The 13,477-nt window shown below is 69.1% G+C and carries 15 protein-coding genes; 9 read left to right on the forward strand and 6 right to left on the reverse strand.

The window, feature by feature from the left end; translation table 11 throughout:
- Positions 1-171: 171 nt before the first annotated feature.
- The gene (locus ABGB05_RS01895; protein ID WP_347651356.1) at positions 172-513 is read right to left on the reverse strand and encodes a toxin-antitoxin system HicB family antitoxin; all 342 of its coding nucleotides are present in this window, start codon (positions 511-513) and stop codon (positions 172-174) included.
- Between the two features lie 1,179 nt (positions 514-1,692).
- Positions 1,693-2,742, reverse strand: coding sequence for an aldo/keto reductase (locus ABGB05_RS01900; protein ID WP_347651357.1), 1,050 nt, complete (start codon positions 2,740-2,742; stop codon positions 1,693-1,695).
- Between the two features lie 113 nt (positions 2,743-2,855).
- Here ABGB05_RS01900 and ABGB05_RS01905 point away from each other — a divergent pair, with 113 nt between their 5' ends.
- Entirely contained in the window at positions 2,856-3,359 is a 504-nt protein-coding gene (locus ABGB05_RS01905) for a MerR family transcriptional regulator (protein WP_347651358.1), read from the forward strand.
- Between the two features lie 34 nt (positions 3,360-3,393).
- Here ABGB05_RS01905 and ABGB05_RS01910 read toward each other — a convergent pair whose 3' ends face one another.
- A complete protein-coding gene (locus tag ABGB05_RS01910) occupies positions 3,394-3,942 on the reverse strand; it encodes a transposase family protein (protein ID WP_347651673.1) in 549 nt (182 codons plus the stop codon).
- A 351-nt stretch (positions 3,943-4,293) separates the two neighbouring features.
- Here ABGB05_RS01910 and ABGB05_RS01915 point away from each other — a divergent pair, with 351 nt between their 5' ends.
- The gene (locus ABGB05_RS01915) at positions 4,294-4,908 is read left to right on the forward strand and encodes an RNA polymerase sigma factor (RefSeq protein ID WP_347651359.1); all 615 of its coding nucleotides are present in this window, start codon (positions 4,294-4,296) and stop codon (positions 4,906-4,908) included.
- Positions 4,901-5,815: a CU044_5270 family protein gene (locus ABGB05_RS01920; protein WP_347651360.1), complete on the forward strand. Its 915-nt coding sequence runs from the start codon at positions 4,901-4,903 to the stop codon at positions 5,813-5,815. The genes ABGB05_RS01915 and ABGB05_RS01920 overlap by 8 nt, the downstream gene beginning before the upstream one ends.
- A 143-nt stretch (positions 5,816-5,958) precedes the next feature.
- On the opposite strand, the gene ABGB05_RS01925 is transcribed toward ABGB05_RS01920, so the two are convergent.
- Entirely contained in the window at positions 5,959-6,438 is a 480-nt protein-coding gene (locus ABGB05_RS01925) for a hypothetical protein (RefSeq protein WP_347651361.1), read from the reverse strand.
- 343 nt (positions 6,439-6,781) lie between these two features.
- Here ABGB05_RS01925 and ABGB05_RS01930 point away from each other — a divergent pair, with 343 nt between their 5' ends.
- Complete coding sequence (locus ABGB05_RS01930; RefSeq protein ID WP_347651362.1) at positions 6,782-7,807, forward strand: hypothetical protein; 1,026 nt, start codon at positions 6,782-6,784, stop codon at positions 7,805-7,807.
- Between the two features lie 22 nt (positions 7,808-7,829).
- Here ABGB05_RS01930 and ABGB05_RS01935 read toward each other — a convergent pair whose 3' ends face one another.
- On the reverse strand, positions 7,830-8,729 hold the full coding sequence (locus ABGB05_RS01935) for a hypothetical protein (protein WP_347651363.1): 900 nt from the start codon (positions 8,727-8,729) through the stop codon (positions 7,830-7,832).
- A 195-nt stretch (positions 8,730-8,924) separates the two neighbouring features.
- Here ABGB05_RS01935 and ABGB05_RS01940 point away from each other — a divergent pair, with 195 nt between their 5' ends.
- The 3 genes from ABGB05_RS01940 to ABGB05_RS01950 all read left to right on the forward strand — a co-directional run bounded on the left by ABGB05_RS01940 (position 8,925) and on the right by ABGB05_RS01950 (position 10,816).
- Positions 8,925-9,431: a hypothetical protein gene (locus ABGB05_RS01940; protein WP_347651364.1), complete on the forward strand. Its 507-nt coding sequence runs from the start codon at positions 8,925-8,927 to the stop codon at positions 9,429-9,431.
- Positions 9,432-9,527: 96 nt separating this feature from the next.
- Complete coding sequence (locus ABGB05_RS01945; RefSeq protein WP_347651365.1) at positions 9,528-9,869, forward strand: PadR family transcriptional regulator; 342 nt, start codon at positions 9,528-9,530, stop codon at positions 9,867-9,869.
- The gene (locus ABGB05_RS01950) at positions 9,866-10,816 is read left to right on the forward strand and encodes a permease prefix domain 1-containing protein (RefSeq protein ID WP_347651366.1); all 951 of its coding nucleotides are present in this window, start codon (positions 9,866-9,868) and stop codon (positions 10,814-10,816) included. Before ABGB05_RS01945 ends, ABGB05_RS01950 begins: the two co-directional genes overlap by 4 nt.
- Positions 10,817-10,887: 71 nt before the next feature.
- On the opposite strand, the gene ftrA is transcribed toward ABGB05_RS01950, so the two are convergent.
- The gene (ftrA, locus tag ABGB05_RS01955) at positions 10,888-11,937 is read right to left on the reverse strand and encodes a transcriptional regulator FtrA (protein ID WP_347651367.1); all 1,050 of its coding nucleotides are present in this window, start codon (positions 11,935-11,937) and stop codon (positions 10,888-10,890) included.
- 70 nt (positions 11,938-12,007) lie between these two features.
- On the opposite strand from ftrA, the gene ABGB05_RS01960 reads away from it, so the two are divergent.
- Together ABGB05_RS01960 and ABGB05_RS01965 are read left to right on the forward strand one after the other, a co-directional pair.
- Positions 12,008-12,460, forward strand: coding sequence for a rhodanese-like domain-containing protein (locus tag ABGB05_RS01960; RefSeq protein WP_347651368.1), 453 nt, complete (start codon positions 12,008-12,010; stop codon positions 12,458-12,460).
- Positions 12,461-12,582: 122 nt separating this feature from the next.
- Complete coding sequence (locus ABGB05_RS01965; protein WP_347651369.1) at positions 12,583-13,464, forward strand: GNAT family N-acetyltransferase; 882 nt, start codon at positions 12,583-12,585, stop codon at positions 13,462-13,464.
- Positions 13,465-13,477 lie beyond the last annotated feature (13 nt).

Raw genomic sequence — 13,477 nt, forward strand, 5'->3', positions numbered from 1 at the left:
ACGCTTCGGCACCAACCGGCTCCTACCGAAGATCCTCGATCTACCCGAACACGTTTGGATCAACAAACCAGAGGCGGAACCTCAGGCCGCATAACTCCCGCTGGCCTCAAATCCTTGACACGTTCCGAGATGCCCCGACATCCCTGCAGGGGCCGAGGCGTCTCGCGATGATCAGGCTGCCGTCAGCTTCCGTAGGACATATTGGTTGAGACTCAGCCCGTCCTCTGCGGCGTGGATTGCCAGCTCGCGGTGCAAGCTTTCTCCGACGCGAACATTGAACTTTCCTGAGTAGCTACGTTCGGCGAATGGCTCCGGTACTTCCTCGCCCCGCTGCTGCATGTCTGCGACCACGTCACGCAGTACGTCCTGAAGCCCCTGCAGGGCTTCGATCTGGGAGGAGGCCAACCACGAGAGGGATGGGAACTCGGCGCAGGTGGCGACGAACTCGTTGTCCTGGGCTGACCACGTAACGCGGTAGGTGTAGTGGGTCACCTCGGGATGGGTGGCTTGCATTACATGCCCTCCTTCCTGGCGATCGCCTTCAGTACTTGCCTTACCTGATACGCCTTGGCTTTGCCTTTGTCGTTTTGTATATTCACGCGCGGGTCTCCCGCCCACGGCATTTTGAATACTGCGTGGGAAGTGCCGACTTGTCGAGGCTCTCCGAAGTAGTGTTCACACACCCTCTTGAGATCGTTGTAAGTGATGTTCTGCGGGTTGCTTCGCATCGCCTCTATGATCTTTTCTACCGAGGGCACACCTTGATAGTACTGCTGGTGGTACCAGGGCGGCAATGCTTTGGGTCGTGCCCACCCGTAGCCATGTCTGTGCCTGTGGCTGTTCGACCCTCGACCACGCCTCCGACAGCAGGATGTCCCGGGAGCTGCCATCGACGGGGGTTGGTTGGCGTCGAGCAGGGTGTAGCTGCGAAGCTCGCCGACAACAGCCGTTGTGGTTTCCGCCTCACCGGGCCGACGGTGCGTGTCGACGGGTGCGTAGTGGCGGCGTGTGCCGGAGGCGGAGGTCGTCTCAATCGTCGTCTCGTTCAGGCGCGTTCAGCGGCGACCGGCCGCATCCGGGCAACGGCCATCGCCGCAGTCCACGGACGGCGCCGGTCTTGGTTGAACGGTGACCGGCAGACCTCGAAAGCGTGTGAGGGTCTACGCCCTCCGCGGGTTCAAATCCCGCCGCCACCGCCACTGAACAGGCAGAACGCCCGGTGGGTCAGAAACGACCCACCGGGCGTTCTGCCTGTGGTCGCAGTTTCGGTCGCTGAGCGCCTCGGCGACCGTGAGACTGTCCTCGTAGAAGTCCCGATCACGAACGCGACCGCGATCAGTGCCGCAAGCGTTAGCGTGCCGGTCACCCACAGCAACGGCACGATCGCGGCAGCGGCGGTCGCGGCCAGATCGCTCACGATCATCGTCGTGCGGGGCGACCACCGGTCGGCGAGCGCACCGGCTGGCAGGCCGAGGATTAGCCATGGTGACCAGCTCGCCGCCGCCAGGACTCCCATCCGGCGGACCGGCATCCAGCTGCGTGGCCGCGAGCAGCGACAGCAGCGTCGCCGTGGTCGCGGTACCGAACAGGGCTGACGGCTTCACCGAACCAGAAGACTCGGAAAGCGCGAGGGAGACGGGGGGACGCCCGTCTCCCTCGATTCAAAATCTGGCCCACCAACTATCAGCTCGCTCAGGCCGCGGCGCGGTCGGCGAGTGTGCGGCGACGCAGCGCGGTGTCGGTCAGTGAGCGCGGGGGCAAGGGAGCGTTGGGGTTGTACAGGTTGGTCCCGGGCGGCACGATCTCGTCGATCCGGTCGAGGGCCGCATCGTCCAGGGTTAGCGCGGCGCCCTTGAGGAGATCCTCCAGCTGCGGCATGGTCCGCGGTCCGATGATCGCCGAGGTGACCCCCGGGTGGGCCACGGTGAACGCAATGGCGAGCTGCGGGAGGGTGCAACCGATGTTTTCCGCGAGTTCGACGAGCTGCTCGACGACGTCGAGCTTGGCGGCGTTTTCCGCGATCGTGGGATCGAATCGTTCCGGCCGGATTGTGGGACGGCCGGTTGAGAGGTCGATGGGCTGGTTCTTGCGATACTTGCCGGTGAGGAACCCGAAGGCCAGTGGGCTCCAGACCAGCACGCCCATTCCGTAGCGCTGGCAGACGGGCAGGACCGAGGCCTCGATCCCGCGGGCCAGGATCGAATACGGCGGCTGCTCGGTGCGGAAGCGTCCGAGGCCACGACGCTCGGAGACGTGATGCGCCTCGACGATCTCCTCAGCCGGGAACGTCGAGCAGCCGAAAGCGCGGATCTTCCCCTGGCGCACGAGGTCGGTGAGCACGGAGAGCGTCTCCTCGACGTCGGTCGAGTCGTCGGGGCGGTGGACCTGGTAGAGGTCGATCCAGTCGGTGTTCAGGCGCCTGAGGCTGTCCTCAACCGCCTTGAGGATCCAACGGCGCGAGTTGCCACTGCGATTGCGGCCCTCACCCATCTGAAAGTGCACCTTGGTGGCCAATACAACGTCATCACGACGCCCCCGCAGCGCCTTGCCCACGATCTCCTCGGACTCTCCCTGTCCGTACATGTCGGCGGTATCGACGAAGTTGATCCCCTGATCCAGAGCGGCATGGATGATACGGACACAATCGTCGTGGTCGGAGTTGCAGCCATCCTGGAACATCATGGTCCCGAGGCAGTAGGCACTGACTTGAATACCAGTTCCACCGAGGGTGCGATAGCGCATGGTGATACTACCCTTACTGATTCAGCCGTGATCACAGAGCGACAGAAGCGTCGACCGCACGGGAACCCTAGGATCTAGATTCGGCTCTAGGTCAAGCCGCTACCCTGAACGGTATGGCTGAGGTCACCACAAATCTGAGCATCGGGCAGGTCGCCGAACGCACCGGCTTGAGCGTCCACGCGCTGCGCTTCTACGAGCACGAGGGCCTCTTCGTCAACCCTGTGCGACGCGGACCTGGCGGGCGCCGCGTCTACAGCCAGGATGACGTGGACTGGCTCACCGTCTGCATCATCTTGCGCGCCTCCGGCATGCCCCTGCCCGCGCTACGCCGATACGCCGACCTCGTCCGGCAAGGAGCCGGAAATGAGGAGGAACGACTTACGCTCATGCGCGAGCACCAAGCCCACGTCACCGCCCAGATCGGCAGACTCGCCGAGTGCCTGGACCTGATCAGGTTCAAGGTCGGGGTGTATGAGGACGTCCTCGACCCGGACAGCGCCGGCGACCGCCAATGCCACGCTGCATCTCCTTCGGCAAACGACGAAGATGCCAATAGCATCGGGCTCATAGATGGCCCGCGAGGACCAATGGCGCCGGATCCGGCGCTAAGCCTGTAGTGCGTGCTCGTCGGTGGGTTGCAGTGAACTGATCTCAACAAGGTCCGGGTAGATACTTGTATTCGAAATGGGTCAGGTGCAGGGCTGCGGCGACGATGTCGCCGATCCGGCGTGGGCTGATCGTGGTGTGATGCAGGGCTTTCCAATGGCCGACCAGGATCGCGAAGCCGCGTTCGCCCTGCCGGCGCAGACCGCGCAGGAGTCGGTTGTAGGCGCGGTTGTCGGGGACGAGTGGTTTGCCGTCGGCCGGCTGCTTGACCGGGGTCTTGATGCCTTGACCAGTGCCTTCGTAGCCGGAGTCGGCCAGGGCGGGCAGGTCGAGTTCGGCGGCGGACCAGTTCAGCGCGGCGGTGACGCCGAGTTCGCGGGCGCAGCTGGCGTCGTGGAGGTGCCCGGGCATCGCCGCCGATGTCCAGATCGGTAGCCCGTCCGGGCGCATGACTGCTTGAATGTTCGCGCCGAAGTGGCGGTGTTTTCCGGAGTACCAGGCGTCGATGGCGGCCAGTCGGTCCCGCTGAGTAACGATCGGCCCGGACGCCAGCGGACGCGTACGGATCTTGAAGGCCGTTGTCGCAGCTTCCAGTGGCCTCCGGGATCAGCTCAGGGCCCATGATCGTTCGTTCGGAACGAAGACGCGAGCGGTCTCATCTGCTCACCTGACCGGCGCCCGGACCCCCGCCAAGCCTTCGTCGTCGCCCTCGGCTGACCGGCCGCCGGTTGACCCCGAGCTGGAATGTGCCACGCGACACCGGGCTGGCGAGCAGGCAGTGGTGCCGGGTGCCGTCGACCTTCACCGGGTACGGGCTCGCGCGTGATCGTCGGCGAGGGGCGGCCGGCGTTCCGCCGCCGGGTGTGGGTGATGTTGGCCCGTGAACCATTTTCCGACCGCATGCGGATAACAGGTGACGACTCCCGGCTCCGCGAAAGGTCGTGCATGAATCGTTCAAGACGGGTCAAGGCTGTCGACGTCAGCACACTGACGGACGCGGCGGTCATCGAGCGGTCGATCCGGGATCCCGAGAGCTTCGCAATGATCTTCGACCGGCACGCGCCGTACATCCATCGCTATCTGGCGCGGCGGGTCGGTGCCGGGATCGCGGACGACCTGCTCGCCGAGACGTTCCTGGCGGCGTTCCGACGCCGGGAGCGGTTCGACACCGCTCACCCGGACGCCCGGCCATGGCTGTACGGGATCGCCACCAACACCGTCAGCCAACACCGGCGCGAGGAGGAGCGTGAGTACCGGGGGCGGCAGGCGTACGTCCCCACGACGAGTGCACCGTCGCACGCCGACCGGGTCACCACCGTGGTCACCGCGCAGTCGCTGCGTCACATCCTGCTCAGCGCGCTGGCCAGGCTCTCCTCCGGCGATCGCGACGTACTGCTGCTGATCGCCTGGGAAGAACTGACCTACGACGAGGTGGCCGCCGCGTTGGAGATCCCGGTCGGCACCGTGCGGTCGCGACTCCACCGGGCCCGCAAGCTGCTCCGCGAGGAACTGGGCAGCGATCCCACCGAGATTATCGAGGAGATATCGAGCAATGGATGACCTTCGCCTACTCCGGGAACTCGGCCAGGAGATCCCACCGACGACCCCCGAACGGCTGGCCTCGGCCCGCAACCGGTTGGTGACCGAGATGACCAAGACGTCCCCCGGGCTTACCACCATCCGACGCTCCACCCGACGGAACTGGCGGCTGGTGTTCAGCGGGTTGGCGGCGGCGGGTGTCGCGGCGGCCGTCACCTCCGTACTCGTGCTCGCCCCCGATCAGGTGGGCGGTGAGGTACCGGCGGCCAGGGCCGACGCCACCCAGGTGTTGCACAACGCGGCGGCGGCGGCGCTCCGGCTGCCCGACGCCACCCCGCGGGCCGACCAGTTCATCTACCGTCGGATCCAGGACGGCCCGTCGACCTACGAGAGCTGGCTCTCGGTGGACGGAACCCGGGACGGCCTCGTGAAGGAGGTCACGGGCGGCGAGAGCACCCAGACCCTCGTCCCGGGCTGTCGGGACGGGCAGGCCGCCGTGGTGAAGGGCGGCCAGGCGCTGCCGGGTCGGACCGAACCGTGCACCCCGGAGCCCGCGTACCGCCCCGACCTGCCCACCGAGGCGGCCGCCATGGGGGCCTACCTGGCGAAGCACCGCAGCGGCGAGCCCGGCTCGGTCAACTCCGCCGGCAAGGACGTCTACTACCTCGCCGGAGGCTATCTGCGCCCGGAGTCGCGGGCGGCGCTGTACCAGGCCGCGGCGGCGGTGCCGGGTCTGCGTGCCGTCGAGAACGTGACGGACGGCGCCGGCCGGCCAGGTATCGGCATCGCCTGGCCGTCAATCACCGCAAACGGCCCGACGGACCAGGTCCTCGTCTTCGACGCCGAGACGTACACGCTCCTCGGCACCTCCGGATATTCAGCCGTACTGGCGCTCGCCGTCGTCGACGAGGTCGGCCGGACCAGCTGACCGGTCGTACCATCCGGGCGGGCCGCCCCGGCGCGGCCCGCCCGGCCGTTCTGCTTGGAGTCCCGGTGCCAGGCAGCGACCTGTCACGTCGCGATCGCCACCCGCTCCGAAACGTCACCGGACCGCTGACCGCCACCGCCGGGTCAGTCGCAGTATCTCCAGGAAGTGGTCGTGGTGGCGTAGATCCCTCCGCCGTAGATCGCCCCGATGGAGCCCGTCCACCTGATGCACGTGCCGGCGGCGTAGCCGCTGGCCGCCGCGTAGTGGGCGTAGTTCCCCTCGTCCCGGATGGTGCTCATGCCCTGGCGCTCCAGGACCGCCTCGGTGTAGCTGGCGACGCCGTCGGCCCGGCCGACCCTGAGGGTGAGCACGCAGTTCTCCTGGTAGGTGCGGCTCCACAGCACATAGACCTCGCCCAGGGGCATGTTGTTCCGGTCGTCCCAGAGATCCTCCCTGGTGAGCACCGTGTAGCCGCCGTTCGGCCAGCCGCAGCCCTGCGCCGACGCGACGGCTTCACCCAGGCTGTGGGCCGAGGCGGGTGAGGCCACGGATGTGATGGCGGCGAGGACGAGGCCCAGAGCCAGTCCGGTACGCGTGAGCAGACGCCGGTGTGCCTGAGACATGACAGGTTCCTCTCTGGTGTTGCTCGGTTGTCGGGTGGGCGGCAGACCTTCCGGAGAGTTCGGCTTGAACCCCGCCAGGCCCGTACCGGCGAGGATTCCCTTCAGGTGTCGTGTGTCGATGTCTCGATCGTAGGCCGGATTCACCATCGTTCCGGTCAGCCCGGCGGCGACCGCCGGGGGTTAACCCCACGTCTGCCCGGAGGGCTGTCCGGCGTACCCGTACGGGGGCGTATCGGATGGTTTCGCGCGGCGCCTCCCCCGAGGCTGGTGAACAGATCGGCATCGTCCGACGCCGGCTCGTCCATCCAGCCACGACCGGCTGATCCTCCGGTGGGAGTGTCCCTTGACCAACCTCAGCACAGCTCTTCGTGCGATCCGCGGCTGGCATCGGCCGTTGGTGGTGCACGCGATCCTCATGTTCACGCTGACGCTGGCTTCCGGCGTCGGCCTGGTCGTCGACGACCGTCTGCTGCTGGGCGAGTCGGTCTGGGTGAAGCCGATGAAGTTCGGCTTCGCCATGGGGGTGTACGGCCTGACGTTGGCGTGGCTGCTCAGCAAGTTGAACAGGGGCAGACGTACCGGTTGGTGGTTCGGCACGGTCTTCGCGGTCGCCGGCCTGCTGGACGTCGGCGCCGTCGCCTACGCCGCAACGAACGGCACCTTCAGCCATTTCAACAACAACAACGAACCGGTCGCGCAGACCGTACGGACGGTCTTCTCCGTCGGCGTCGGGCCGCTCCTGTTGGTCACACTGGTTATCGCGATCCTGGTCCTGATTGACCGCACCGGTGACCGCGCCGTGCGCCGCGCGCTGGGCGCCGGGCTCGGACTTGCCGCCGCCGGCATGGTCGTGGCCCTCTGGCTCGCCGGCTCCGCCGGGTCGACACCCCGTACGGTGACCGACGCGAACGGCGACGCGGTGTTGATGACCGGCGGCCACGGCATCGGCGACCCCGACGGCAACGGAATGTTCCTCACCCACTGGAGTACCACCGGCGGTGACCTCCGGGTGCCGCACTTCGTCGGGCTGCACGCCATCCAGGTGCTGCTGCTCGTCACCGCGTTCCTGGGGGCGCTCGCGAGCCGGCACGGCTGGCTGCGCGACGAGCGGGTCCGGGCCCGGCTGGTCGGCGTCGCCGCCCTCGGCTACACCGGTGTGTTCGCGGTGGTGACCTGGCAGGCGAAGCGTGGCATACCGGTGATCCGGCTCGACCGGCAGACCCTGGTCGCCGCCACGGTGGTGGTGGGCTCCACCCTCGTGGCGGCCGTCGCGGTGGTTGTCGCGGCGCGTCGGCGGGCCGGGTCGCCGTCCGGCGGTGAACGGTGCGACGAGGTGTCGGGCGTGGGCGTCCCACGCCTGTGGTCGTAACCCACGGAGGGGGCCGGAGACGTCAGGCGCAGTCGAACCGGTAGTCGTACGGCCGGTCGGGGCATTTTGTGCAGACGAAGAGGTAGATGCCGCCGGCATCGCCGAGCATCAGGCCGGCCGGGCTCTGCAGCGCCCGCCACGGGTGGTCGTCGGGGCTGTCGAAGTCCCAACCGGCCATCGCCGGGCGGTCCTCCAGGGGGATCCACCGCTTCTCGTCGCCACGGCTGAACTCCCAGCTCGCCACGGTAAGCAGGTGCTGCATGGTCGAGCCGCACCGGCACACCGGCCACTGCGGCAGCTGGGTCCAACCGGGATAGCCACCGACCTTCGTCCCCGAGGCGACCGCCAGATCGGTCTCGTACGCCCAGCCGGTGTCCCGCTCCACCTGCGTGATCGTGTCCCGGATCTGCGGCCACACGGCTGCCGGCAGGTCGTAGCCGGGGTATTCGATCACCCGCTCCGGGTCGAGGACACACGGATCCGGGATGTGCTCGGGGTCCGCCTCGCCGTCGGGCTTCGGCATCTCCTGCCGGCGGGCACCGATGTCGGCGCGTCGGCGCCAGCGCAGCTCCGGGCGGGGCGCACTGAACGGGTCATGGTCGAACGGGCACCACAGCACCTGCAGGACGTCGGTGCCGGTCGGGAACGGCAACTCGGGAACGTCGTCGGCCAGCAGTTGCAGCACCGGCACCAGCGGCACCTCGGGTTCGGCCGGCCCATGGTCGAGGTGGTCGAAGTCGTCCGGTCCGTCGCAGGTCGGCCACGGCTCGTCCGCCGGCCACCACAGCGGGCCGCCCATCGAGCTCTGGTCGACGGTCGGCGTACCGCGGCGGGGGTGCAGCCGGACCGTCGTCCGGGCGAACCGTGCGACCGGCGGGAAGACCGTGGGTACGTCGATCGGGCCGGGCGGTGTGGTGTGCACGACGGGACCCTACGACGCCCCTCCGACAGTACTTCCGGGCGGTGCCGGATCCGGGGAATCCGGTCGGCCTCAGCCCGGAGGTGGAGCGTTTGCGGGGAGTCGGCTGATGCCCCAGCCGGTGGGGCGCGGGCAGGTCGGGTGGCGGAAGATGCCTACCGTCGATGGCATCGACCATGCGGTGGGCTGGGAGGTCCGGTGTCCGGCGACGGGGACGCGTTCATCCGACGTGACGTCTGGGGCGACTGGTTCGACAAGGTGTGGTGGCTGGGCGGCACCCTCTTCTACGGGTCCCCCTTCGTCGCCCTGTTGATCACCGGGCTGGTCAAGGGGATCACCGGCGCGGTGGTGGTCGGCGGTCCACTGGTGGTCGGGGTCGGCGTCCTCAACTGGGTCATCCGGGCCAGGAGCAGCGGCCGGCTGCTCGTCGAGATCACCACCGAGGGCATCCGGGTGGTCGATGGCGCTTCGATGCTGCCGTGGAGTGCGGTGTCCTGGGTGGGCTACGGGTGGGTCGGTGGTGGCGGCGCGGTCGCCCCGAGCCGGGCGCTCGTCCTGCACCTAGCCGAGGGTGGGCAGGTCGAGCACGTTTTTGCCGGCTTCCGGATCGAGGGAATCCACGACGATGTCCGGGACGCGATCCGGCGTCTCGCCCCGCAGGTTCCGCTGTCCGACGACGACCGGCCGCCGGCCGGCGTGGAGTGAGACTCGGGCGGGACGCCCTGTCGTAACAACTCATCGTGCGAGACGCGGTGATGCATGACTGGACAACAGTGTGTGTCACACACTATCGTGTGATGCATGGGCAGCGACGACATCCTTCGGACCCACCTCCAGGAGCTGAGGCGGGGCACCGTCGTGGTGGCGAGCCTGATCGCCCTGCGGCGGCCCGACTACGGCTACGCACTGCTGCAACGGCTCACCGGCCACGGCTTCCCGGTGGACGCCAACACGCTCTACCCGCTGCTGCGCCGCCTCGAGGAACAGGGGCTGCTGACCAGCGAGTGGAACACCGAGGAGAGCCGACCGCGCAAGTTCTACCGGACCAGCGACCAGGGCGAGTCGATGCTGCGCCGCCTCCTCGACGACCTCGCCGCCGTACAGACCTCCCTGACCGGCCTCATCGAAGGAGTGGACCGATGACCTCCCTGACCGACCGCTATCTCGCCGCGACCCTGCGGTCCGTCCCGGCACCCCGCCGCGCGGAGATCGCCACCGAGCTCCGCGCCTCGATCGAGGACATGATCGAGGACCGGACGGCAGGCGGGCAGGACACCACCACCGCCGAACGTGAGGTGCTCACCGAACTGGGCAACCCCGCACAGCTCGCCGCCCGCTACGCCGACCGCCGACTCCAGCTCATCGGGCCCACCTACTACCTGGCCTGGCAACGCCTGCTCATGCTGCTGCTCAGCTTCGTACCGGCCACCGTCGGGATCCTGGTCGGCCTGTTGGAGGCGACCGACGGCGACCAGGTCGGTGGGGCGGTCGGCGCCGGCATCACCACCGCCCTCCAGGTCGCGGTCCAGATCGCCTTCTGGGTCACCCTGGTCTTCGCGATCCTCGAACGGACCAACATCCCACTGAACCTGCCCGACTGGACCGTCGACCAGCTTCCCGAGAACCACTCCCACCGGCAGATCACCATCACCGACACGGCCGCCGCGATCGGCTTTCTGGCCCTGGTCATCGCGTACCTGCCGATCCAGCAGTTCCGGTCGTTCGTCACCGACGGCACCGGCGGCAACCTGCCGATCCTCGACCCGGCACTGTGGAGCTTCTGGCTGCCGTACCTGATCGCGGTCCTGGTCGCCACCATCGGCCTGGAGATCGCCAAGCACCGTGCCGGCCAGTGGACCTGGCCGTTGTTCGGGGCGAACGTGCTCCTCGACCTCGCGTTCGCGGTGCCGGTGATCTGGCTGCTGCTGACCGACCGGCTGCTCAACCCCGAGTTCGTCGCCCGGTTCGAGTGGCTCGGCCGGGGCGACAACCTGGACAGGGCCGCGACCGTCGCCGTGGTCGTCACGATCCTGATCACCGGCTGGGACGCCGTCGACAGTGCGATCAAGACGTACCGCAACCGGCACTGACCGCACCTGACCGTCGGCCCGGCCCGCCACCCGGCGTGCCGGGCCGTCGGCCGTCCCGCCCGCCCGCCGCGCTAGGCGGTCGCGTCGGCGGTGGGTGCCCCGACCGTCGGAGGTGCACCGGCCGGCTCCGGCCCACGCCGTCCGGCCGCCCCGGCGGTCTGGAAGGCCCGGCGGTACGCCGACGGTGAGGTCCGCATCAGCTGACCGAAGTGGTGGCGGTAGGTGACGGCGGTGTCGAACCCGACGGCCTCGGCGACCTGCTCGATCGGGGTGCCGGTGGTTTCGAGCAGGGCGAGACTGGCCTGTACCCGCTGGTTGATCAGCCAGCGGATCGGGGTGGTGCCGGTGGCCCTGGTGAAGTGACGCAGGTAGGTACGGGTGGACATGTGCGCCCGCCGGGCCAGCGTCTCCACGGTGATCCGTCCGGCCAGGTTCGCCGACGCCCAGGCCATGCTCCCGGCGACCCGGTCGTCGGTCGGGTCGGCGCTGACCGGAGCCTCGACGAACTGGGCCTGTCCACCGTCGCGGTGCGGCGGGATCACCAACCGGCGGGCGACCGCGTTGGCGATCGCCGCACCGTGGTCCCGCCGGACGACGTGCAGGCACAGGTCGAGCCCGGCCGCGCTGCCGGCACTGGTCAGCACCGCTCCGTCGTCGATGTAGAGCACGTCCGGGTCGAGGTCGACCAGGGGATGCCGCTGCCGGAACCGCTCGGCGTACCGCCAGTGGGTGGTCGCCGGTCGGCCGTCGAGCAGCCCGGCGGCGGCCAGCGCGAACGCGCCGGAGCAGATCGACATGATCCGCGCCCCGCGGGCGTACGCCAGCCGTAGCGCGGCGACCAGTTCCGGTGACGGGTCGGCGCCGACGTCGGGTACGCCGGGCACGATCACCGTTTCGGCGGCGGCGAAGGCGTCCAGCCCGTACGGCGTGTGCAGGGTCGCGCCGCCGACGACGCGTACCGGTCCGGGGGTCTCAGCGCAGACGGTCAGCTCGTACCACGGGACGGGGAACTCGGGACGCGGGAGGCCGAAGACCTCGGTGACGATGCCGATCTCGAAGACCGACATGCCGTCGTAGGCGAGCACCGAGACGGTCGGCCTGCGGCCGGTGACCTGTGACATGGCGGAATGTTAGCGGAGGGCGTCGCTGGCGCCACTGGTCGGCGCCGGTGAGCTGGACGACGCTCTTCCCATGTCTTCCGTACTGTCCACGCCGCCCGCGCCGGCGGAGCACGCCATCGCCCACTTCGCCGCCCGACTGACCTTCGAAACCGACGTCAGTGACGTCCACGCGGATCTGGAGGCCGGCGTCCCCGGACTTGTCGTCGTCGACACCCGCAGCCTCGACGGCTGGGAGCAGGGGCATCTGCCCGGCGCCGTCCACCTGCCGACCCGGGAGGTCGCGACCGGGGCCGGGCGGCTCGTCCCCGCCGGTGCGACGGTGGTGACGTACTGCTGGGGGCCCGGCTGCAACGGCGCCACCCGGGCCGCACTCGAGTTCGCCAAGCTCGGTTACCAGGTCAAGGAGATGCTCGGCGGCTACGAGTACTGGGTCCGGGAGGGCTTCCCGGTGCAGACCGGCGGCGGCACGCGACGCGGCCCGGTGGACGCGCTGACCGCTGTCGGAGTCTCCTGCGGCTGCTGACCCGGCCCGGGGCGGCGAGCAATCCGGTTGCGGCCGTACGACGGTCCGGTTAGCGTCGTCGGGCCGTACGAGGGTCGTGACCGGATTGCGGAGCACCTCCCGCCCTCCCCGCTGGAGCTGACTTGTCCGAGCGCGTCACCGCACTGGTCGACCCGGAAAACTATCCGTCGAGTCGCCGTCTGGCCTGGCTGGCCTCCGGGCCGGACGGTGTTCCGGTCGGCTCGGCCTTCCTCCGGCTCTTCACCCGGCCCGGTCAGGACCACCTGGCCGAACTCGAGCTGCACGTCCATCCGGCGTCGCGGCGGCGGGGCACCGGGTCACGGCTGCTGGCCACCACCGTGCAGGCCGCCCGGGCCGAGCACCGCCGAGCGGTCGTCGCCCAGGTCGAGGCAGGTTCGCCCGGCGACGCGTTCCTGGCCGCCGCCGGCTTCCGGCCGGTCCTGGCGTTGACGTACGCCCGGCTCGCCCTGGCCGACGCGGACCTGGCCACCATCGCCGACCTCGCCGGCCGACCACATCCCGGTTACCGGCTGATCTCCTGGGACGGTGTCGTGCCGGACGAGCTGGCCGGGACGTTCGCCGCGTCCCGTCGGGCGATGGACGACATGCCGATGGGGGAGGTCGACCACGGCACCGCCGTCTGGGACGTGGCACGGGTCCGGGCCGCCGCCCGGGCCATCGCCGACCGTGGCGACCTGCTGCACACGGTGGCCGCCGTCGACACCGCACACGACGTGATCGTCGGCTTCACCGAACTGGTCGTCCCGGGTGACGGCCGGGGCGACGGCCAGCACTACGGCACCGGGGTGCTGCCCGAACACCGGGGTCACGGGCTCGGCCGGTGGATGAAGGCCGAGGCGGTCCGGCAGGCCCGGACCCGGTATCCGGAGCTCGGTGGGCTGCTCACCGACACCGCCGACGAGAACCGGCACATGCGGTCGATCAACGACACACTGGGCTACGTACCGACCCACCGGGCGATCGAGTACCAACTCCAGCTGTGAAGGCCGGCGGCCC

The organism is Plantactinospora sp. B5E13 (genome assembly GCF_039871775.1).
Lineage (GTDB): Bacteria > Actinomycetota > Actinomycetes > Mycobacteriales > Micromonosporaceae > Plantactinospora.